This window comes from Duffyella gerundensis, from assembly GCF_001517405.1.
GTDB lineage: Bacteria > Pseudomonadota > Gammaproteobacteria > Enterobacterales > Enterobacteriaceae > Duffyella > Duffyella gerundensis.
The window spans coordinates 2,836,605-2,856,578 of record NZ_LN907827.1 but is presented as its reverse complement, the minus strand read 5'-3'; the positions used below and the strand labels follow the sequence as shown (position 1 = coordinate 2,856,578).

The window sequence follows — 19,974 nt, the reverse complement described above, 5'->3', positions numbered from 1 at the left end:
TTGTGGAGAGAGAGACAATGCATAACGAAGCACCCATTATCCGTCGCAAATCAAAACGTATTTACGTCGGCAAGGTGCCGGTGGGCGACGGCGCGCCGATTGCCGTTCAGTCCATGACCAACACCCGCACAACTGATGTTGCCGCCACGGTAGCGCAGATCAAAGCGCTGGAACGCGTTGGCGTTGATATCGTCCGCATCTCTGTTCCAACTATGGATGCCGCCGAAGCGTTTAAACTCATCAAACAGCAGGTCGATGTCCCGCTGGTGGCCGATATTCATTTTGACTATCGTATCGCCCTGAAAGTCGCGGAATATGGCGTCGACTGCCTGCGCATTAACCCAGGCAACATTGGTAACAACGAGCGTATTCGTCAGGTGGTTGACTGCGCGCGTCATTACAACATTCCTATTCGCATCGGCGTCAACGCCGGATCGCTGGAAAAAGATCTGCAGGAAAAGTATGGCGAGCCTACGCCACAGGCCCTGCTGGAATCGGCCATGCGCCACGTTGATCACCTTGATCGTCTTAATTTCGATCAGTTCAAGGTCAGCGTCAAAGCTTCTGATGTCTTCCTCGCCGTAGAATCCTATCGCTTACTGGCGAAGCAAATTGAGCAACCGCTGCATCTCGGCATTACCGAAGCGGGCGGCGCGCGTGCAGGATCGGTCAAATCAGCGATCGGTCTGGGTCTGCTGCTGGCTGAAGGCATCGGCGATACGCTGCGCATCTCGCTGGCTGCCGATCCGGTGGAGGAGGTGAAAGTAGGCTTTGATATTCTTAAATCACTGCGCATCCGTTCACGCGGCATCAACTTTATTGCCTGCCCAACCTGCTCACGTCAGGAGTTTGATGTCATCGGCACGGTCAACGCGCTGGAACAGCGGCTGGAAGATATCATCACGCCGATGGATGTCTCGATCATCGGTTGTGTGGTGAACGGACCTGGCGAAGCGCTGATTTCCACGCTGGGCGTCACCGGCAGCAATAAGAAAAGCGGTTTTTATGAAGATGGCGTTCGCCAGCGCGAGCGTCTTGATAACCTCGATATGATCGATCAGCTGGAAGCACGTATTCGCGCCAAAGCCGCAATGCTTGATGAGAATCGTCGCATTGATGTGCAGCTGCTGGAAAAGTAAGCCAGCTTCCACGATCAACTTGGGCGTCAACGCCGTGATTAAGGTAAGATGCCCGGGTTTTTTATTTCCTGTTTAACCGCGTTTGCGCGTTAATCAGCAGGCACTCCGCCTGCACAATAATTTGAGAGAGAACCCGTGGCGAAGAATATTCAGGCCATTCGCGGCATGAACGATTATCTGCCTGCCGATACCGTGGTATGGCAGCGCATCGAAGGTATCCTGAAACAGGTGCTGGCCAGTTATGGTTACAGCGAAATCCGGTTACCTCTGGTGGAACAGACGCCGCTTTTCAAGCGCGCTATCGGCGAAGTCACCGATGTCGTTGAAAAAGAGATGTATACCTTTGACGATCGTAATGGCGAAAGCCTGACCCTGCGCCCGGAAGGCACCGCTGGCTGTGTGCGTGCCGGTGTGGAACATGGCCTGCTTTATAATCAGGAGCAGCGCCTGTGGTACATGGGGCCGATGTTCCGTTACGAGCGCCCGCAAAAAGGCCGCTATCGGCAGTTTCATCAGATGGGCGTTGAAGTTTTTGGTCTGCAAGGGCCGGATATTGATGCCGAACTGATTATGATGACCGCCCGCTGGTGGAAAGCGTTGGGCATCGCCGATCACGTCTCTCTCGAACTCAACTCTATTGGCTCACTTGAGGCGCGAGCAGCCTATCGTGATGCGCTGGTCGCCTTCCTTGAGCAACATAAAGATGTGCTTGATGACGACTGTAAGCGCCGCATGTACAGCAACCCTCTACGCGTGCTCGACAGCAAAAATCCTGATGTGCAAACGCTGCTTAACGATGCGCCGACGCTGGCCGATCATCTTGATGACGACTCGCGTACGCATTTCCAGGGCCTGTGCGCCTTGCTTGACGATGCCGGTATCGCTTACACCATTAACCAGCGCCTGGTGCGTGGGCTCGATTACTACAATCGCACCGTGTTTGAATGGGTGACTACCAGCCTGGGTTCACAAGGCACCGTGTGTGGCGGTGGCCGCTATGATGGCCTGGTTGAACAGCTTGGCGGGCGGGCGACGCCAGCCGTTGGTTTTGCGATGGGCATGGAACGTCTGGTGCTGTTGGTTCAGGCGGTGAATCCAGAATTTGAACCGACCCGCATTGTTGATGTCTATGTTATCGCTTCAGGGCAGGGCGTGCAGTCAGCCGCCATGCAGCTGGCTGAAAAACTGCGTGATGCAGCGCCTCAGTTAAAGCTGATGACTAACTTCGGCGGCGGCAATTTCAAAAAACAGTTTGCTCGTGCCGATAAGTGGGGCGCGCGTGTTGCCCTGGTGCTGGGCGAAGATGAAGTGGCAACCAATCAGGTTGTGGTGAAGGATCTGCGCAACGGCGAGCAGCAAACGCTGGCGCAAAGCGAGTTGGCCACGACGCTGCAGGCTTTACTGGCCTAAGCACAGCGCGGCACCATCACTCAGTGTAAGGAGAAGGATTGCGTGGAAGTCTATAACAACGAAAACGAACAGGTTGATGCGCTGCGTCGTTTTTTTGCCAACAACGGTAAAGCGTTGGCGGTTGGCGTGATTATTGGCATTGGCGCACTGGCAGGATGGCGCTACTGGACAGGCCATCAGGTCAGCAACAGCGCAGAGATTTCAGCAAACTACCAGAAAGTGACGCAGGCTATGCAGGGCGACCGCCCGCAGACGCTGGAAGCGGTGGCGAAGTTTGCCAGCGAGAATAACAACACTTATGGTGCTCTGGCGGCGCTGGATCTGGCAAAACAGTATGTCGATCAGCAGCAGCTTGATCAGGCAGCTACCCAGTTACAAACCGGCCTGAAAGCGACAAAAGATGAGAATCTGCAGGCGGTGCTGAATTTACGTCTGGCCCGCGTGCAGCTACAGCAGAAACAGGCTGAGGCAGCGCTGAAGACCCTTGATGCGGTCAAAGGCGAAGGCTGGAGTGCAATCATTGCAGATATTCGTGGTGAAGCGCTGCTGAGCAAAGGCGACAAGCAGGGCGCGCGTGACGCCTGGAGCAAGGGCATTGCATCGGATGCGTCTCCGGCGTTGAAGCAAATGATGCAGATGAAAATGAATAACTTAGGTTAAGCCATTCAAGAGAGAGCGCATGGAATTACGTAAATACCTGCTGCCCGGACTGATTTCAGTCACCTTACTCAGCGGCTGTTCGCTGTTTAGCGGCGAAGAAGATGTAGTAAAAATGGCCCCGTTGCCAACAGTAGAAAACCAGTTTAATCCGCAGGAAGCGTGGAGCACATCCGTTGGTGATGGCATCGGCGATTTCTACTCAAATCTGCATCCCGCCTGGCAGGATGGCACCGTTTATGCCGCCGATCGTTTTGGCGTGGTAAAGGCGCTTGATGCCAGCAACGGCGAAGAGAAGTGGAAGGTCGATCTCTCTGAGAAAACCGGCTTCTTCTCGAAAAATCATTCTGCCTTACTGTCTGGTGGAATCACCGCAGCAGGTTCACTGCTCTACATTGGCAGTGAGCGCGGCGTGATTTATGCCCTGAACAGCGCGGATGGTTCAATCAACTGGCAAACCAACGTGGCGGGCGAAGCACTGTCCCGCCCGGTAGTCAGTGATGGCCTGGTGCTGGTGCATACCAGCAATGGCATGCTGCAGGGCCTGGATCAGAACAGCGGTGCGGTGAAATGGTCGGTTAACCTTGATATGCCTGCGCTTTCACTGCGCGGTGAATCAGCACCAGCCGTGGCCTTTGGTGGCGCCATCGTGGGTGGAGATAACGGCCGCGTTAGCGCGGTTATTCTTAACCAGGGCCAGCTGATTTGGCAGCAGCGTATTTCCCAGCCGAGTGGCGCGACAGAAATTGATCGCCTGAGCGACGTGGATACTACGCCAGTAATCGTTAATGGCGTGGTTTACGCGCTGGCCTATAACGGTAACCTGACGGCGCTGGATCTGCGTTCCGGCCAGATTCTGTGGAAGCGTGAGATCGGCGGCGTTAAAGATTTGATCGTTGATGCAGGCCGCATTTACCTGATCGATCAGGACGATCGCGTGATCGCCCTGAATGCGGATGGCGGCGTAGCTATCTGGCGTCAAAGCGATCTGCTGCACCGTAACCTGACCTCACCTGTGCTGTTTAACGGTTATCTGGTGGTCGGCGACAGCGAAGGTTACCTGCACTGGCTGAATACCACTGATGGCCGTTTTGTGGCTCAGCAGAAGGTAGACAGTTCCGGCTTCCAGAGCGAGCCAGTAGTAGCCAGCGACAAACTGGTTATTCAGTCAAAAGACGGCGAAGTTTACGCGATTACGCGCTAACGTCCGACACTGTTTGGCTTTGTTAACGGCTCCTGATTATCAGGGGCCGTTTCGTTTTTCATCCGGCGTGTTATCCTTAGCGCCTTCAGCCTGAACCAAACCCCTTTCAGGGGCATTATTCCTGCCGATGCTTGCGTTTATCAGTGCCAGATGGCCTGCAACACAGGCACGAAAAGGTATAATTACCGCATTCAGGCAATTAAATTTTAAGTAATGAGGCATTGTTATGGTACCTGTGGTCGCGCTGGTTGGGCGTCCCAACGTGGGAAAATCCACCCTGTTTAACCGTCTTACGCATACGCGAGATGCGCTGGTAGCGGATTTTCCTGGTCTGACACGCGATCGCAAATATGGACGTGCTGAAGTTGAAGGGCGCGACTATATCGTGATCGATACCGGGGGTCTTGACGGCAACGAAGAGGGCGTGGAAACCCGTATGGCGGAGCAGTCGCTGCTGGCGATTGAAGAAGCTGATGTGGTGTTGTTTATGGTTGATGCGCGCGCGGGCCTGATGCCTGCGGACAAAGCGATCGCCAAACACCTGCGTTCCCGTCAGAAAGCAACCCTGGTGGTCGCCAACAAAACTGATGGTTTGGATGCGGACGCCGCTATTCTCGATTTCTATTCGCTGGGTCTGGGTGATATTCATTCGATCGCCGCATCACATGGTCGAGGCGTTACCAGCCTGATGGAAACCGTGCTGCTGCCGTGGATCGACAAGGTTGAACCGAAAGAGCTGACCGAAGAGGAAGAGAACGCCGCCTACTGGGCCGATCTGGAAGAGAAAGAGATCGAAGCGGTTGCCAAAGCGGAAGAAGAAGAGGAAGCGTTCGATCCAACCGGTTTGCCAATCAAGCTGGCTATCGTTGGGCGTCCTAACGTCGGTAAATCAACGCTCACTAACCGTATTCTGGGTGAAGATCGCGTTGTGGTCTATGACATGCCGGGCACCACGCGTGACAGCATCTATATTCCGATGGAACGTGACGGCCGCGAATATATCCTTATCGATACCGCGGGCGTGCGCAAGCGCGGCAAGATCACCGATACCGTCGAAAAGTTCTCGGTAATCAAAACGCTGCAGGCGATCGAAGACGCCAACGTCGTGCTGCTGGTGATCGATGCGCGTGAAGGCATCTCCGATCAGGATCTCTCGTTACTGGGCTTTATTCTCAACAGCGGTCGCTCGCTGGTGATTGTGGTCAACAAATGGGATGGCCTGAGCCAGGAAATCCGCGATGAAGTGAAAGAGACGCTGGATCATCGTCTGGGCTTTATCGATTTTGCCCGTATTCACTTTATCTCTGCCCTGCACGGCAGCGGCGTGGGCAATCTGTTTGAGTCGGTAACAGAAGCCTACGATTGCTCCACCAAACGTATCAACACCTCCATGTTGACGCGCATCATGACCATGGCGGAAGAAGATCATCAGCCGCCGCTGGTGCGTGGACGTCGCGTGAAGCTGAAATATGCCCATGCCGGTGGCTACAATCCGCCTATCGTGGTTATCCATGGCAATCAGGTGAAGGATCTGCCCGATTCCTACAAGCGTTACCTGATGAACTATTTCCGCCGCTCGCTGAACGTAATGGGTACGCCGATTCGTATTCAGTTCAAAGAAGGCGAAAACCCGTTTGCGGGTAAACGTAACCTGCTGACGCCAACGCAGCAGCGTAAACGTAAGCGTCTGCTGTCGCATCTGAAAAAGAACAAAAAGTAACAATCAGGGTCCCGCGGGGCCCTGTTTTTTTATCTGCTGCTTAATTAATCCCCTCGCTCATCCGCCTTACTCAGCTGACTCCACTAAAAGCCTGGCTTTATTTTGTAGCCAAAATGCTATTGCCACGTAATAACGAAGTTATCGATTCACCCTGGTATGAACCAAATGGTACAATATTGATGCCGGGCGGATAGCGCCTATGCTGTGTTATTCCGTGTCGGCACAAAATCTGATTATACCTTTGGTTAACTACTGAAAATGCCCGCGTGCCTTCCCTCCAGGACGGCAGCGTTCGGACGCACTATTTTCACGGAGAATGTTGTTATGGCTGAAACAAAAGCCCGGTCGTCGAAAGGCCTGGCGATATGGTCTGTTTTACTGGGGCTCGTGCTGCTTGCGACCGGGCTCTATTTTGCGATCGGCGGCGGCAAGCTGGCCTCGCTGGGAGGCAGCTGGTACTTCCTGCTGGCTGGCATCGTCACCGTGCTGTCGGCCATTCAATTCTTCCGCATCAGATCGTCTGCGGTGCTGCTGTATGGCCTGGTCTTTATTGGCACGCTGATCTGGGCGCTGCAGGAAGTGGGCATCGATTTTTGGGCGCTGGTTTCTCGCCTGATGGTGCCGGCTGGCCTGTTTATGCTGGCGCTGCTAACCTGGCCTGCGCTGCGTAAGCGTGAAGGCAAAACAGGCAGGGCGGGTATCGCCTGGGGCCTGAGCGCAGTGATTCTGCTCGGCATGCTAACCACGCTGGTACAGATGTTCCAGCCGCATCCAACCGTCGCCTTTGAGGGCAAAGCGTTGCCGCTGGTGCCGGTAGAGAAGGGCGCAGAGCAGAAAGACTGGGATCACTACGGCAATACGGCAGGTGGCAGTCGCTTCGTGGCGCTTGATCAGATTACCCGCGACAACGTCAAAGATTTGAAAGTGGCCTGGACCTTCCGTACCGGCGACATACCTGAAAGTCCAACCGGCAACGGCGCAGAAGATCAGCAGACGCCATTGCAGGTAGGTAATCGCATCTACCTTTGCACCCCGCATAACAACATCATCGCGGTGGATGCCGACAGCGGTAAAGAGATCTGGAAACGTGAAATCAACGCCAAAGCTGAAGTCTGGCCACGCTGCCGTGGTTTAGCCTACTTTGATGCGCAGAAACCGGTTCAGCAGCCTTCTGAGCCTGGCTCAACGCCGGTGCCTGCGGCCACGCTGGCGGCCGGTGACAGCTGTCAGCGTCGCCTGTTGATGAACACCATCGATGCACGTCTGATTGCGGTCAACGCCGACAACGGCGAGTTTTGTGAATCGTTTGGCAACAAAGGCATCGTTGATCTGAAAGCGGATCTGGGTGAAGCCGCCGATCCGAAATATCAGCTGACCTCAGCACCCACGCTGGCAGGCACCACCGTAGTGGTAGGCGGCCGCGTGGCGGATAACGTGCAGACCGATATGCCTGGCGGCGTACTGCGTGGTTTTGATGTCATTACCGGCCAGATGCGTTGGGCATTTGACCCAGGCAATCAGAACCCGAATGCCGCGCTGGAAGCGGGCCAGCACTATGCTCGCAGCACGCCAAACTCGTGGGCGCCGATGTCTTACGATCCGGCCACCAATACGGTGTTCCTGCCGATGGGCAGTTCGTCAGTGGATCTGTGGGGCGCGAACCGTACGCCGCTGGATCACAAATATGGCGCCTCGATCCTTGCGCTGGATGCGACTACCGGCAAGGAAAAGTGGGTATATCAGACCGTGCATAACGATCTGTGGGACTTTGATATTCCCATGCAGCCAACGCTGATCGACTTCCCTAACAAAGAGGGCGGCAGCACGCCAGCGGTGGTGTTTGGCACCAAAGCCGGTCAGATCTTTGTGCTGGATCGCCATACCGGCCAGCCATTGACGGAAGTGAAAGAAGTCCCGGTTAAAAAAGGCAATATCCCAGGTGAACACTATCCGGATACGCAGCCGAAATCGGTGGGTATGCCGCAGATTGGTGCACAAACCCTGAAAGAGTCCGATATGTGGGGAGCGACGCCGTTTGATCAGCTCGCCTGCCGTATCGCTTTTAAAGGCATGCGTTATGACGGTTTGTACACGCCGCCAGGCACCGACAAATCACTGAGCTTCCCGGGCTCGCTGGGCGGAATGAACTGGGGCAGCCTGTCAACCGATCCCAACAATCACTACATCTTTGTTAACGATATGCGTCTCGGCCTGTGGGTGCAGATGATTCCGGCGAAAACGGAAGCTATCTCTCGTGGCAGCAACGGCGGTGAAGCGATTAACACCGGTATGGGCGCGGTGCCATTAAAAGGCACGCCATACGCGGTCAATAAAAACCGCTTTATGTCGCCGCTGGGCATTCCTTGCCAGACGCCGCCGTTCGGCACGCTGACTGCGGTAGACCTGAAAACGCAGAAAGTGGTATGGCAGGTGCCGGTCGGTACCGTTCAGGATACCGGTCCTTTCGGTATTAAAATGCACGCACAGATGCCGGTAGGCATGCCAACGCTGGGCGGTACGCTGGCCACGCAGGGCGGCCTGGTGTTTATCGCCGGTACGCAGGATTACTATCTGCGCGCCTTCGACAGCTCAACCGGTAAAGAGGTGTGGAAAGCACGCCTGCCGGTGGGCAGCCAGGGCGGCCCAATGAGCTACGTTTCGCCAACCACCGGCAAGCAGTACATCCTGATCTCTGCGGGTGGCGCACGCCAGTCGCCGGATCGTGGTGATTACGTTATTGCTTACGCGCTGGATAACTAACGCGTTCAGCAGTGATAAAAAAGGCGGGGATATCCCCGCCTTTTCTTTTGCCTGTTATTCGCACTCGCCTTCTCGCCAGAGATGTTCCAGCTCCGGCGGTGCCAGCTGTTCCGGTATCAGAATCACAATATCGCCGCTCTGCCGATCGGTTTCATAACTGATCTGAATGCGAAAATAGCGCTGATCGCCACGGCCTGCCGGATTATTCTCGCCCGGCGGTGCGCCCAATGGCATCGCCTTTTTCAGAATGTCGCAGACCTGTTCGCGACGGGGAGCGGGTAACTGCGCCAGGGCAAAACGGCGTTCGCCCGCCAGTTTCGGAATCCAGGCGACGCCACCTTCGCGCGCCAAATCGATCACCGCATCATCCGTCAGTTCCGGCAGCTCTTTCATGATAAGACACCCACATCCCGCCACGCTTTTTCAATCGCATCCGCCACCGATTTATTAAAGCGTTTTTGCCCGTGCTGAATGGTCAGTTGTGCAAAGGTTTTAAAGTCGGCGTTTTGCGGCAGCGATTTATCGCACACCGTATCGTACCAGGCGTAACCCGCCAGTTCCCATGCGTAGCCGCCCAGCGCGGTCGCCGCGAGATAAAAGGCGCGATTAGGAATGCCTGAATTGAGATGAACGCCACCGTTGTCGTCGCGCGTCTGGATATAATCGCGCATATGGTTGGGCTGCGGATCTTTGCCCAGCATCGGATCGTCATAGGCGGTACCGGGCTCTGACATTGAGCGCAGTCCGCGTCCGTTAATGCCTTCGGCTAACAGCCCTTCGCCGATCAGCCAGTCGGCCTGATCGGCCGTCTGTTGCAGATGAAACTGTTTTACCAGCGAGCCGAAGACGTCAGAGAGCGACTCATTAAGCGCGCCCGCCTGCTCAAAGTAAATCAGCCCCGCTTCGGTTTCGGTGACGCCATGCGCCAGCTCGTGAGCCACAACGTCGATCGCAATGGTAAAACGGTTAAAGATTTCACCGTCGCCATCACCAAAAACCATCTGCTGACCGTTCCAGAAGGCGTTTTGATAATCCTTCTCGTAATGAACCGTACCCAGCAGCGCCAGCCCCTGATTATCCAGCGAGTTGCGCTTGTAGGTGCGCCAGAAGAAATCGTAGGTGACGCCGAGATAGTTCCAGGCCTCTTCTGCGGCAACGTCATTGTTACCGGGCTGGCCCTCTTTGCGCACCAGCGTGCCAGGCAGATTGTTGCTGTTTTGCGCATCATAGATTTCACGCTCAACGTGGCCAGCGGTCGCCGTGTGTGGCACCGAGGGTTTCTGCCAGGTTTCGGCCATCAGATGCTGCACATGGGTCAGGGTTCGGCGCGCATAATCTTTTTGCGGGCCGGAACCGTTATCGATAATTTTGCGCAGAATGTAAGGGGGGATCACTGCATAAGGCATACCATGCTTCCTGGTTCATTAAGAGTGTCCAAAAAGTATAGTGTGCGCTGGCCGGGTTTGCCGATTCGTTGCTCAGGATTTATCCGCATGAATGTCGGTGATCTGGCTTTCAATCCAGCCATCATCCAGCCGGGTTTTAAGCGTCTCGCCGCGCTGTAGCTGGCTGGTTTTTTTCACCACGTTGCCGTCTGCTGCCGTTGTCACGCTGAAGCCACGCGCCAGCGTTGCCAGCGGACTGACCGCTTCCAGCTGGGCGGCACGCACGCCAAAGCGCTGTTTGTCGCGGTTAAGCTGCTGAAATACCGCCTGCTGCAAGCGATAATGCCACTGTTGCAGTTGCTGCTGCGCACGGTGCAAACGCGCTTCAGGCTGCTGCTGTGCCAGGCGCTGGGTAAGCCGATCCTGAGTGCGCGTTGCCTGGCGCAGCTGCAACTGTATCGCATCGTCCAGGCGGCGCTGTAAGCGAAACAGCGTGGTTTGCTGACGGGCCAGCCGTAACTGGGGATGCTGCTGCTGCAGACGATGATGCAGGCGTGACCAGGCGCGCTGCTGCTGTGCCAGATAATAGTCCATTGCCATTTCCATGCGCTGCTGCTGGGATTGCAGCTGCCGCAGCAGTTCAATCTGATTACGGCTGACCAGCTCGGCGGCGGCGGAAGGCGTAGGCGCGCGTAAATCGGCAACAAAATCAGCGATCGTGACGTCGGTTTCATGGCCGACTGCGCTAACGATGGGAATACGGCTGGCAAAAATAGCCCGCGCAACCCGCTCATCGTTGAAGCTCCACAAATCCTCCAGCGAACCGCCGCCACGGCCAACAATCAGCACGTCGCATTCCGCTCGCTGGTTCGCGATTTCAATGGCGCGCACAATGGCCGCTGGCGCATCCTGACCCTGCACCGGCGTGGGATAGATAATCACCGGCAATGAGGGATCACGACGATGCAGCACACGCAGCACGTCGTGCAGCGCCGCACCGGTTGATGAGGTAATAACGCCAACCTGCTGCGCCGGGTCGGGCAGCGGCTGTTTGTGCATTTGCTCAAACAAGCCTTCCGCCGCCAGACGCATTTTCAGCTGCTCAAACTGCTGCTGCAGCAAACCGTCACCGGCGGGCTGCATGCTCTCGGCAATCAGCTGATAATCGCCGCGTGGCTCATACAGAGTGATGGTGGCGCGCACCAACACCTGCTGACCATTTTGCGGCCGAAAGGTGACGCGGCGGTTGCTGTTGCGGAACATCGCACAACGCACCTGTGCGCCGTCATCCTTAAGGGTGAAATACCAGTGGCCGGAAGAGGGTTGTGAAAAGTTAGAGATCTCAGCGCTCAGCCAGATCTGTCCCATTTCCATTTCCAGCAGTTTTCGCACCGTGGTATTCAGGCGGCTAACGGTAAAAATATTGGCGTTCGGCAGTGGCGGCATGTGACAGAGATCAAATTTTAAATCAGCGGGTTAATCCATTGATACTACATGGCTGTAAGTTGGGATCAAGGGTTTTTCGGAAAAAGTACTGGAGGCAATCGTTTTCGGCCTGTATAATGCCGCGGCAATATTTTATCTGTTCTCATTCACCTTCAGGTCGAGATATTGCCATGCTACGAATCGCTAAAGAAGCCCTAACATTCGACGACGTTCTGCTCGTTCCTGCCCACTCTACCGTGCTGCCAAACACAGCCGATCTCAGTACCCAACTGACGAAAAATATTCGTCTCAACATCCCTATGCTTTCTGCTGCAATGGACACCGTGACCGAAGCGGGTCTGGCTATTGCGCTGGCGCAAGAGGGTGGGCTGGGCTTTATTCACAAAAATATGTCGATTGAGCGCCAGGCGGACGAAGTTCGCAAGGTGAAGAAACATGAAAGCGGTGTGGTCACCGATCCACAAACCGTGCTACCAACCACCACGCTGGCAGAAGTTCAGCTGCTCACCGATCGCAACGGCTTTGCCGGTTATCCGGTGGTCAACGGCAACAACGAACTGGTGGGCATTATCACTGGTCGTGATGTGCGCTTCGTGACCGATCAGTCTCTGCCGGTTTCCGCCGTGATGACGCCAAAAGAGCGTCTGGTCACGGTGAAAGAGGGTGAAGCACGCGAAGTGGTGCTGCACAAAATGCACGAAAAGCGCGTGGAAAAAGCGCTGGTGGTTGACGAAAGTTTCCATCTGCTCGGCATGATCACCGTAAAAGACTTCCAGAAAGCGGAACGCAAGCCTAACGCCTGTAAAGATGCGCACGGTCGTTTACGCGTCGGCGCGGCAGTCGGTGCCGGAGCGGGCAACGAAGAGCGTGTGGACGCGCTGGTTGCGGCAGGCGTTGATGTGCTGCTGATCGACTCCTCACACGGCCATTCTGAAGGCGTGCTGACCCGCATCCGTGAAACCCGTGCTAAATATCCCGATCTCGAAATCGTTGGCGGCAACGTGGCCACCGGCGCGGGCGCTCTGGCGTTGGTTGAAGCGGGCGTGAGCGCGGTGAAAGTGGGTATTGGTCCAGGTTCCATCTGTACCACCCGCATCGTGACCGGCGTGGGCGTTCCGCAGATTACCGCGGTATCGGATGCGGTTGCCGCGCTGGAAGGCACCGGCATTCCGGTTATCGCCGATGGCGGCATTCGTTTCTCAGGTGATATCGCCAAAGCGATTGCAGCGGGCGCGGCCTGCGTAATGGTGGGCTCCATGCTGGCAGGTACCGAAGAATCGCCAGGTGAAATTGAGCTCTATCAGGGCCGTTCGTTCAAATCCTATCGCGGCATGGGTTCCCTGGGCGCGATGTCCAAAGGCTCATCCGATCGCTACTTCCAGACCGATAATGCCGCAGACAAGCTGGTGCCGGAAGGCATTGAAGGCCGTGTGGCCTACAAAGGCCGTCTGAAAGAGATCGTGCATCAGCAGATGGGCGGATTGCGTTCCTGTATGGGCCTGACCGGCTGTGGTACGATTGATGAACTGCGTACCAAAGCGGAATTCGTCCGCATCAGCGGGGCCGGAATCTCTGAAAGCCACGTTCACGACGTGACCATCACCAAAGAATCTCCGAACTACCGCATGGGATCCTAATCCTCATGGTTACGCCCGGCTCAGGCCGGGCTTTTCACTTTTGTACTGTGTAATCTATCGCCTGGAAACGCCTTAATGACGACGGAAAATATTCATAAACATCGCATACTGATCCTTGATTTTGGTTCGCAGTATACGCAGCTGGTTGCGCGCCGCGTGCGCGAGCTGGGCGTCTACTGTGAGCTGTGGGCATGGGATGTCACCGAAGAGCAGATCCGCCAGTTCAATCCGAACGGCATAATTTTGTCCGGTGGCCCGGAAAGCACCACCGAGCTGGACAGCCCACGCGCTCCGGATTACGTTTTTACCGCCGGCGTGCCGGTGCTGGGTGTGTGCTACGGCATGCAAACCATGGCTATTCAGCTGGGTGGACACGTTCAGGGCTCCAGCGAGCGTGAATTTGGTTATGCTCAGGTTGAAGTCACCACCGAAAGCGCACTGGTACGCGGTATCGAAGATGCCATCAGCGCCAACGGCAAGCCGCTGCTGGATGTCTGGATGAGCCACGGCGACAAAGTCACCGCCATTCCCGATGATTTCGTGACCGTTGCCAGCACTGAAACCTGTCCGTTTGCCATTATGGCCAACGAAGAGAAGCGCTTTTACGGCGTGCAGTTTCACCCGGAAGTGACGCATACCCGTCAGGGCCTGCGTATGCTGGAGCGGTTTGTGCTGGATATCTGTCAGTGCGAAGCGTTGTGGACGCCAGCGAAAATCATCGAAGATGCGGTTGAGCGTCTGCGTGAGCAGATTGGCAATGACAAGGTGATCCTTGGTCTGTCTGGCGGCGTGGATTCCTCGGTCACCGCCATGCTGCTGCATCGCGCCATCGGCGATCGCCTGACCTGCGTGTTCGTGGATAACGGCCTGCTGCGTCTGAACGAAGCGGAGCAGGTGCTGGAGATGTTTGGCGATCATTTCGGTCTGAACATCGTTCATGTACCAGCAGAAGCGCGCTTCCTTGATGCGCTGGCAGGCATTGATGAGCCGGAAGCCAAGCGTAAAACCATTGGCCGCGTCTTTATCGAAGTCTTTGATCAGCAAGCGACCAGCATCACCGACGTGAAGTGGCTGGCGCAGGGCACCATCTATCCTGATGTGATTGAATCCGCCGCTTCTGCCACCGGTAAAGCGCACGTGATCAAGTCGCACCACAACGTCGGTGGCCTGCCGAAAGAGATGAAGCTGGGCCTGGTTGAGCCGCTGAAAGAGCTGTTTAAAGATGAAGTGCGTAAAATTGGCCTTGAGCTCGGTCTGCCTTACGACATGCTTTATCGCCATCCTTTCCCGGGTCCGGGTCTGGGTGTACGCGTGCTGGGCGAGGTGAAGAAAGAGTATTGCGATCTGCTGCGTCGCGCCGATCACATCTTCATTGAAGAGCTGCGCAAAGCCGATCTCTATAACAAAGTCAGTCAGGCCTTTACCGTGTTCCTGCCGGTGCGTTCGGTTGGCGTAATGGGCGATGGCCGTAAATATGACTGGGTGGTCTCGCTGCGAGCGGTGGAAACCATCGACTTCATGACCGCGCACTGGGCGCATCTGCCGTATGATTTCCTCGGCCGTGTGTCAAACCGCATCATCAATGAAGTGAACGGCATCTCCCGCGTGGTATACGATATTTCAGGCAAACCGCCTGCCACGATCGAGTGGGAATAACTCCCTGCCCGTAAGGGCTGATTCGCTCTGCCTGCTGCTATCGCCAGTTAACTCGTTAGGTTAACTGGCGATTTTTCTTTTTATCCATCAGGACCCCTGTATGTTTTCAATCAAAGTGTGTGCGCTCACTTTTCTTTGCATTTTGCTGCTGTCGCTGGGTGCCAGCCTGGCGCAGGCGAATCGCGATGCCGACGGCAACAGCGGCGGTGGCTGGTGGTCAGCCCGCCGTGATTCTGCTGGACTGGCGCCTGACCCGCGGCAGAACGCGGCGGAAGCGATCGTGCAGGTGTATGCGGCGCCGACCTACGGCTGGAAAGGCCGGGTGGCAGTGCATCCGTGGATCATCTTCAAACGTGCCGGAGAGACACGCTATCGTCGTTTTGAGGTCATCAGCTGGGGCAGCGGTGACAAGGTCCGTCTGAACAGCAATGAACCGGATGGTTACTGGTATGGTGCAAAACCGCGACTGCTGGTGGAACATCGCGGCGCAGAGGCGGAGGCGATGATCCCGCACATCATGGCGGCGATTCAGTCCTATCCGTGGCCCAACACCTATCGCGCATGGCCGGGTCCCAACAGCAACACCTTTATCGCCCACATTGGCCGTGAAGTGCCCGAGCTGAAGCTGGATCTGCCCGCTAACGCGTTGGGTAAAGATTATCGCTCACTGCTGCATCCGATTGGCCTGCCGCCGTCAGGGCGCGGTCTGCAGGTGTCGCTGCTGGGTGTGCTGGGCGTGACGGTTGGCGCGGAAGAGGGCTTTGAACTGAACGTGCTGGGATTAAACATGGGCATCGACTTTACGCCGTTGCGGCTGCGCTTGCCGTTTGTTGGCGGCATCGGCGGAGACAATCTGCAGAAAGATAAGCCGTAGCGTCGCGCTGGCTCCGTGCGGAGCCAGCCAGAGAATTAATGCAGCAGAAACAGCGTGGCGAGGCTGAGAAAAATAAAGAAGCCGCCGGTATCGGTCAGCGCGGTGATCAGCACGCTGGAGCCCACCGCCGGATCGCGGCCAAATTTGGTCATCAGCAGCGGAATCAGCACGCCCATTAGCGCCGCCAGCAGCAGGTTAAGCACCATCGCCAGCATCATCACGCCGCCCAGCGCCGGGTTGTCATACATCAGCCAGGTGACGCCGCCCATAATTCCGCCCCAGAAAATGCCGTTGATCAGCGCCACGCCTAATTCGCGCACAATGAGAAAGGAGAAGTTGCCTGGTTCAACCTGCCGCAGCGCCAGCGCGCGCACAATCATGGTGATGGTCTGATTGCCGGTGTTGCCACCGATACCGGCAACAATCGGCATCAGCGCCGCCAGCGCAACCAGCTGCGAAATGGTGCTCTCAAACATGCCAATCACCCGCGAGGCGACAAAGGCGGTACAGAGATTCACCGCCAGCCACGCCCAGCGCGTTTTTACCGCTTTACGCACCGGCGCAAACACATCCTCTTCCTGGCTGATCCCGCCCATTTTACGAATGTTGCTTTCGCTCTCTTCGTTGACCAAATCCACCACATCTTCAATGGTCACACGACCAATCAGCTTGCCGGCGTCGTCAATTACCGCCGCAGAAATCAGGTTGTAACGTTCAAAGGCGCCCGCGGCATCTTCCGCTTTGTCATTGAGACGAAAGGTGGTCGGCAGATCGTTCATCACCTCATAAACCGGCATTTCCGGACGATTTAACAGAATATCAGTCAGCGGCAGCTCGCCCAGAAACTGATTATTGCGATCGGTCACGAACAGTTTATCAGTGCCGTCAGGAATGCTTTTTTTCTGCCGCAGAAAGCGCTGTACGGTCGCCAGCGTCACATCGGCGCGCACGGTGATAAAGTTGAAATCCATGATGCGGCCGACGCGGTCGCGATCAAAATGCACCACGTTGAGCACGTGCGCACGCTGCGACGGCTCCATGGTGGTAAGCAGGCGGCCGGTGAGATCGCGCGGCAGATAGCGCGCCAGATAAGCCTGATCGTCAATATCCAGCGGCTCAATTGCCAGCAGGATATCTTTGTCGCTCATCTCTTCGGTAAGGCTTTCCCAGACGGTTTCTGACGCTTCGACCAGCACGCGGCCGCGGCGATTAGCCGGGATCAGTCGCCAGAGTGCCTGACGCTCCTCTTCCGGTAACGCCTCGAGGATATCGGCGAGATCCGCCGCGTGCAGCAGGTTGATGCTTTGCTGCAACTGCTGACGATATTTTTCATGTTGCTGCTGCTGCCCGCTTTTTTTGTCATAGGGCTTGTCCAGCAGCGCATCGACAAAATCGTGCTGATTAAGCAGCAGCGTCAGAATACGGCCACGAATTTCACTGAGCTGTTGCGCGTGGGAAACAGACATAACGCATTCCTTGTGTCTGGAGGCAAGGTCGAAGTGTAGCGGCTGGCTGCAAAAAGGCAGAGAAAACCGCGTGTTGACCAAAAAGTCACACGGAAGGCTACCACATAAAGTGCGGGATAAGTTATTGGTTAAGCGGCGTCGTTATACCAGGTGTTTCAGGCAGCGTTTGCTGTTGCTGATAATGCTCAAGGGCGGCAGGGATAAGGAAAATCAGGCGACCAAAAAGGATAAGAAAGCTGATCAGTAACACGATACGGGTCATGGTACTGGTTTTCTGACGTCTTCGCAGAGGTAGGGCGTTGTTCACGCAGGGTGTTCCTGTTTAAGACCCGATAGTGGGCTGAGATATTTAGACATATCGCGGTGAGCAGGTCAATAAGTGAGCGTGCTAACGGATAAAAATTTTAGCGGCCGCCCGCACAATGAGGCGGCCAAAAATCAATAAGAAGCTTTTTGCGCCAGCAGGGTGGCAAAACGTAGCTTGAGCCGGTTGCCGTGTTCATCTACCCGGTGCAGTTCACCGACGTGCTCGTTATATTTTTCGATATGCCAGTTGCGGTAATAGTCGCTGAGTTCACCCGATTTGAAGGCAAACGGGAAGAGATCGGCACTGGGATAATCAGCGGTGTCCATGGCTGCAACGATCAGGTTGTAGCCATATTTCACCGTGCTGGCCTGCATATCGGCAATCAGCTGCGGTACTGCGGCAGGCTGCAGAAACATCATGACCACGGTGGAAAAGACAAAATCATAGGCGCCGTTAAAACGTATCGCGTTCAGATCCTGCTCTTCCACCGTAATGCCCTGCAGCTGTTCTTCGGCAATTACTGCGCGCAGCTGCGCCAGGCTGTCAGGATTATTATCCCAGGCGGTAACGTTGAAGCCTTTGCTGTTGAGCAGCAGCGTATTACGGCCGCGACCACAACCAATATCCAGCGCCTTGCCCACGCGCAGCTTTGGCAGCGCGGCGATCACTTCGGAGTGGGGCGGGGTGAGCTGATATTTCTCGCTAAAATAGTGTTCGGGGTAAGTCTTGAGCATGATGACCTTATCTTTTCATGCGGCGGTGACGCATCACCGCCGGTTAAATCACGCGTTTTCTTCCTGCAACATCAGCTTCCAGCCGGTGACATCCTGCCAGTACGCCTGCTCACGTTCCAGGTCGAGCTGCACCAGATTATTCTGGCTGAGATAGCCCGCCGGAAAGGTCAGCGTCCAGTGTCCATCATCGGTGGTCAGCAACAGCGATTCCGGCTTTGAGGTCGCCTGGCGCTGGTTATTCAACAGCGTGCCGAGGCGCAGCAGAAAGATCAGCGGCAGAAACTGCTTCTTCTTAAACAGCGTAAAGCGTGGCATCTCTTCCAGCTTCATCGCTTTGCGATGATAGCGTACCAGCGATGCCAGCAGCAGCTGTTGATCCTGGTTAAAGCCCGGCATATTGGAGTGCTGAAGGATATAGGCCGAATGCCGCTGCAGGCCGCTGTGGTTAATGGTCAGCCCCACTTCGTGCAGCATGGCGGCCCATTTCAGCAGCGCTGCCAGCTGTGGATTGGCCAGCTTGCTGTTCTGATCTTTCCACTGCAAATAGAGCTGCTCGGTGGTTTCCAGCACGCGTCGCGCCTGATCGCTGTCAATAGCGTAGTGGTTAGCCAGGCTTTGCGCGGTGCGGCTGCGAATATCCTGATGACGAAAACGGCCTTCCATCTCATACAGCACGCCTTCACGCAGCGCGCCGTCAGAGAGTCGCAGCTCGCGAATCGCCAGCGCGTCAAACACGCCGCACAGAATCGCCAGACCGGGCACAAACACCCCTTTGCGTTCTTCAGACAGACCCGGCAGGCTTAGCGCATCAAAAGATTTATATTTGATCACTTCGTCATACAGCATTTGCAGCCGTTCCACGGTGATCAGTTTGTCTTTTTCACCCATTGCCAGCAGCACTTCACACGCTGCCTTAATGGTGCCGGAGGCGCCAAGCGCATACTGCCAGCCAAGCAGGCGATACTGCCACGCCAGCGTTTCAAGCTTTTGCGTTGCCGCAAGGCGGGCACGACGGAAATTCTCTTTGCTGATCTCACCGCGCGGGAAATAGAGCTGCGCGAAACTGACGCAGCCCATACGGCGGCTTTCGACCAGCTTTGGCTCAAAATCTTCGCCGATCACCAGTTCGGTGGAGCCGCCGCCGATATCGATCACCAGCTTACGGCCTTTTTCCGGCTGCGTGTGCTCAACGCCCATAAAGATCAGGCGTGCTTCTTCATGGCCGGAGATCACCTCGATCGGATAGGGAATTACGTCGGCGGCACGCTGTAAAAACGCTTCGGCGTTGACCGCCTGGCGCAGCGTATGCGTACCCACGATAGTGACGTTGGCGGCGCTGAAACCCTGCAATCGTTCGGCAAACAGCGCAAGGCAGCTCAGTCCGCGCTCCATCGCCTCTTCGCTCAGGACGTTATCCGCGCCCAGCCCATCGGCGAGATGCACCCGCTGCTTCAGGCGACCCAGCACCTGCATGGCGCCGTCGACTACCCGGGCAATGACCATATGGAAACTGTTGGATCCGAGATCGATAGCCGCGAATTCTTGTGGTCGGGGCGTGCTCTTCTGAGAAATTGGCATA

At 55.9% G+C, this 19,974-nt stretch carries 16 protein-coding genes; 9 read left to right on the top strand and 7 right to left on the bottom strand.

What is annotated here, in order from left to right; translation table 11 throughout:
- Nucleotides 1-17: 17 nt before the first annotated feature.
- From ispG to EM595_RS13155, 6 genes are all read left to right on the top strand, one after another.
- Nucleotides 18-1,139 (top strand): flavodoxin-dependent (E)-4-hydroxy-3-methylbut-2-enyl-diphosphate synthase, encoded by a 1,122-nt coding sequence (gene ispG, locus EM595_RS13180; protein WP_067432869.1) that lies wholly within the window; start codon nucleotides 18-20, stop codon nucleotides 1,137-1,139.
- Between the two features lie 135 nt (nucleotides 1,140-1,274).
- Nucleotides 1,275-2,549 (top strand): histidine--tRNA ligase, encoded by a 1,275-nt coding sequence (gene hisS / locus EM595_RS13175; RefSeq protein ID WP_067432866.1) that lies wholly within the window; start codon nucleotides 1,275-1,277, stop codon nucleotides 2,547-2,549.
- A gap of 42 nt (nucleotides 2,550-2,591) precedes the next feature.
- Entirely contained in the window at nucleotides 2,592-3,209 is a 618-nt protein-coding gene (locus EM595_RS13170) for a YfgM family protein (protein WP_067432863.1), read from the top strand.
- Nucleotides 3,210-3,228: 19 nt separating this feature from the next.
- Complete coding sequence (gene bamB / locus EM595_RS13165) at nucleotides 3,229-4,410, top strand: outer membrane protein assembly factor BamB (protein WP_067432861.1); 1,182 nt, start codon at nucleotides 3,229-3,231, stop codon at nucleotides 4,408-4,410.
- Between the two features lie 226 nt (nucleotides 4,411-4,636).
- Nucleotides 4,637-6,130 (top strand): ribosome biogenesis GTPase Der, encoded by a 1,494-nt coding sequence (gene der, locus EM595_RS13160; RefSeq protein WP_067432858.1) that lies wholly within the window; start codon nucleotides 4,637-4,639, stop codon nucleotides 6,128-6,130.
- A gap of 324 nt (nucleotides 6,131-6,454) precedes the next feature.
- Nucleotides 6,455-8,890, top strand: a complete 2,436-nt coding sequence (locus tag EM595_RS13155; protein ID WP_067432855.1) for a glucose/quinate/shikimate family membrane-bound PQQ-dependent dehydrogenase — start codon at nucleotides 6,455-6,457, stop codon at nucleotides 8,888-8,890.
- Nucleotides 8,891-8,944: 54 nt separating this feature from the next.
- Here the strand turns inward: EM595_RS13155 and EM595_RS13150 are convergent, their stop codons facing one another.
- The 3 genes from EM595_RS13150 to xseA form a co-directional block, all read right to left on the bottom strand.
- Nucleotides 8,945-9,283 carry a protealysin inhibitor emfourin gene (locus EM595_RS13150; protein WP_067432852.1) on the bottom strand — a complete coding sequence of 113 codons (339 nt, stop codon included), beginning with the start codon at nucleotides 9,281-9,283 and terminating at the stop codon, nucleotides 8,945-8,947.
- Complete coding sequence (locus EM595_RS13145) at nucleotides 9,280-10,296, bottom strand: M4 family metallopeptidase (RefSeq protein ID WP_067432849.1); 1,017 nt, start codon at nucleotides 10,294-10,296, stop codon at nucleotides 9,280-9,282. The genes EM595_RS13150 and EM595_RS13145 overlap by 4 nt, the downstream gene beginning before the upstream one ends.
- A gap of 72 nt (nucleotides 10,297-10,368) precedes the next feature.
- A complete protein-coding gene (gene xseA / locus EM595_RS13140; protein WP_067432846.1) occupies nucleotides 10,369-11,721 on the bottom strand; it encodes an exodeoxyribonuclease VII large subunit in 1,353 nt (450 codons plus the stop codon).
- A 170-nt stretch (nucleotides 11,722-11,891) separates the two neighbouring features.
- Here xseA and guaB point away from each other — a divergent pair, with 170 nt between their 5' ends.
- The 3 genes from guaB (at nucleotide 11,892) to EM595_RS13125 (ending at nucleotide 15,888) form a co-directional block, all read left to right on the top strand.
- Nucleotides 11,892-13,358 carry an IMP dehydrogenase gene (guaB, locus tag EM595_RS13135; RefSeq protein WP_067435468.1) on the top strand — a complete coding sequence of 489 codons (1,467 nt, stop codon included), beginning with the start codon at nucleotides 11,892-11,894 and terminating at the stop codon, nucleotides 13,356-13,358.
- Nucleotides 13,359-13,433: 75 nt separating this feature from the next.
- The gene (gene guaA / locus EM595_RS13130; protein WP_067432843.1) at nucleotides 13,434-15,014 is read left to right on the top strand and encodes a glutamine-hydrolyzing GMP synthase; all 1,581 of its coding nucleotides are present in this window, start codon (nucleotides 13,434-13,436) and stop codon (nucleotides 15,012-15,014) included.
- A gap of 100 nt (nucleotides 15,015-15,114) precedes the next feature.
- Nucleotides 15,115-15,888 (top strand): DUF3750 domain-containing protein, encoded by a 774-nt coding sequence (locus EM595_RS13125; protein WP_067432840.1) that lies wholly within the window; start codon nucleotides 15,115-15,117, stop codon nucleotides 15,886-15,888.
- A gap of 35 nt (nucleotides 15,889-15,923) precedes the next feature.
- Here the strand turns inward: EM595_RS13125 and mgtE are convergent, their stop codons facing one another.
- From mgtE to ppx, 4 genes are all read right to left on the bottom strand, one after another.
- The gene (gene mgtE, locus EM595_RS13120; protein ID WP_067432837.1) at nucleotides 15,924-17,354 is read right to left on the bottom strand and encodes a magnesium transporter; all 1,431 of its coding nucleotides are present in this window, start codon (nucleotides 17,352-17,354) and stop codon (nucleotides 15,924-15,926) included.
- Nucleotides 17,355-17,475: 121 nt separating this feature from the next.
- Entirely contained in the window at nucleotides 17,476-17,661 is a 186-nt protein-coding gene (locus EM595_RS21375) for a YfgG family protein (RefSeq protein ID WP_067432834.1), read from the bottom strand.
- Between the two features lie 131 nt (nucleotides 17,662-17,792).
- Nucleotides 17,793-18,395: a tellurite resistance methyltransferase TehB gene (tehB, locus tag EM595_RS13110; protein ID WP_067432831.1), complete on the bottom strand. Its 603-nt coding sequence runs from the start codon at nucleotides 18,393-18,395 to the stop codon at nucleotides 17,793-17,795.
- A 48-nt stretch (nucleotides 18,396-18,443) separates the two neighbouring features.
- A complete protein-coding gene (ppx, locus tag EM595_RS13105) occupies nucleotides 18,444-19,973 on the bottom strand; it encodes an exopolyphosphatase (RefSeq protein ID WP_067432828.1) in 1,530 nt (509 codons plus the stop codon).
- Between the last annotated feature and the right edge of the window lies 1 nt (nucleotide 19,974).

Excerpts from the sequence above, each read along its gene's own strand:
- ispG (WP_067432869.1), top strand. The coding sequence starts at position 18 with ATGCATAACGAAGCACCCATTATCCGTCGCAAATCAAAACGTATTTAC.
- bamB (WP_067432861.1), top strand. The coding sequence starts at position 3,229 with ATGGAATTACGTAAATACCTGCTGCCCGGACTGATTTCAGTCACCTTA.
- der (WP_067432858.1), top strand. The coding sequence starts at position 4,637 with ATGGTACCTGTGGTCGCGCTGGTTGGGCGTCCCAACGTGGGAAAATCC.
- EM595_RS13155 (WP_067432855.1), top strand. The coding sequence starts at position 6,455 with ATGGCTGAAACAAAAGCCCGGTCGTCGAAAGGCCTGGCGATATGGTCT.
- EM595_RS13150 (WP_067432852.1), bottom strand. The coding sequence starts at position 9,283 with ATGAAAGAGCTGCCGGAACTGACGGATGATGCGGTGATCGATTTGGCG.
- EM595_RS13145 (WP_067432849.1), bottom strand. The coding sequence starts at position 10,296 with ATGCCTTATGCAGTGATCCCCCCTTACATTCTGCGCAAAATTATCGAT.
- xseA (WP_067432846.1), bottom strand. The coding sequence starts at position 11,721 with ATGCCGCCACTGCCGAACGCCAATATTTTTACCGTTAGCCGCCTGAAT.
- guaB (WP_067435468.1), top strand. The coding sequence starts at position 11,892 with ATGCTACGAATCGCTAAAGAAGCCCTAACATTCGACGACGTTCTGCTC.
- guaA (WP_067432843.1), top strand. The coding sequence starts at position 13,434 with ATGACGACGGAAAATATTCATAAACATCGCATACTGATCCTTGATTTT.
- EM595_RS13125 (WP_067432840.1), top strand. The coding sequence starts at position 15,115 with ATGTTTTCAATCAAAGTGTGTGCGCTCACTTTTCTTTGCATTTTGCTG.
- mgtE (WP_067432837.1), bottom strand. The coding sequence starts at position 17,354 with ATGTCTGTTTCCCACGCGCAACAGCTCAGTGAAATTCGTGGCCGTATT.
- tehB (WP_067432831.1), bottom strand. The coding sequence starts at position 18,395 with ATGCTCAAGACTTACCCCGAACACTATTTTAGCGAGAAATATCAGCTC.
- ppx (WP_067432828.1), bottom strand. The coding sequence starts at position 19,973 with ATGCCAATTTCTCAGAAGAGCACGCCCCGACCACAAGAATTCGCGGCT.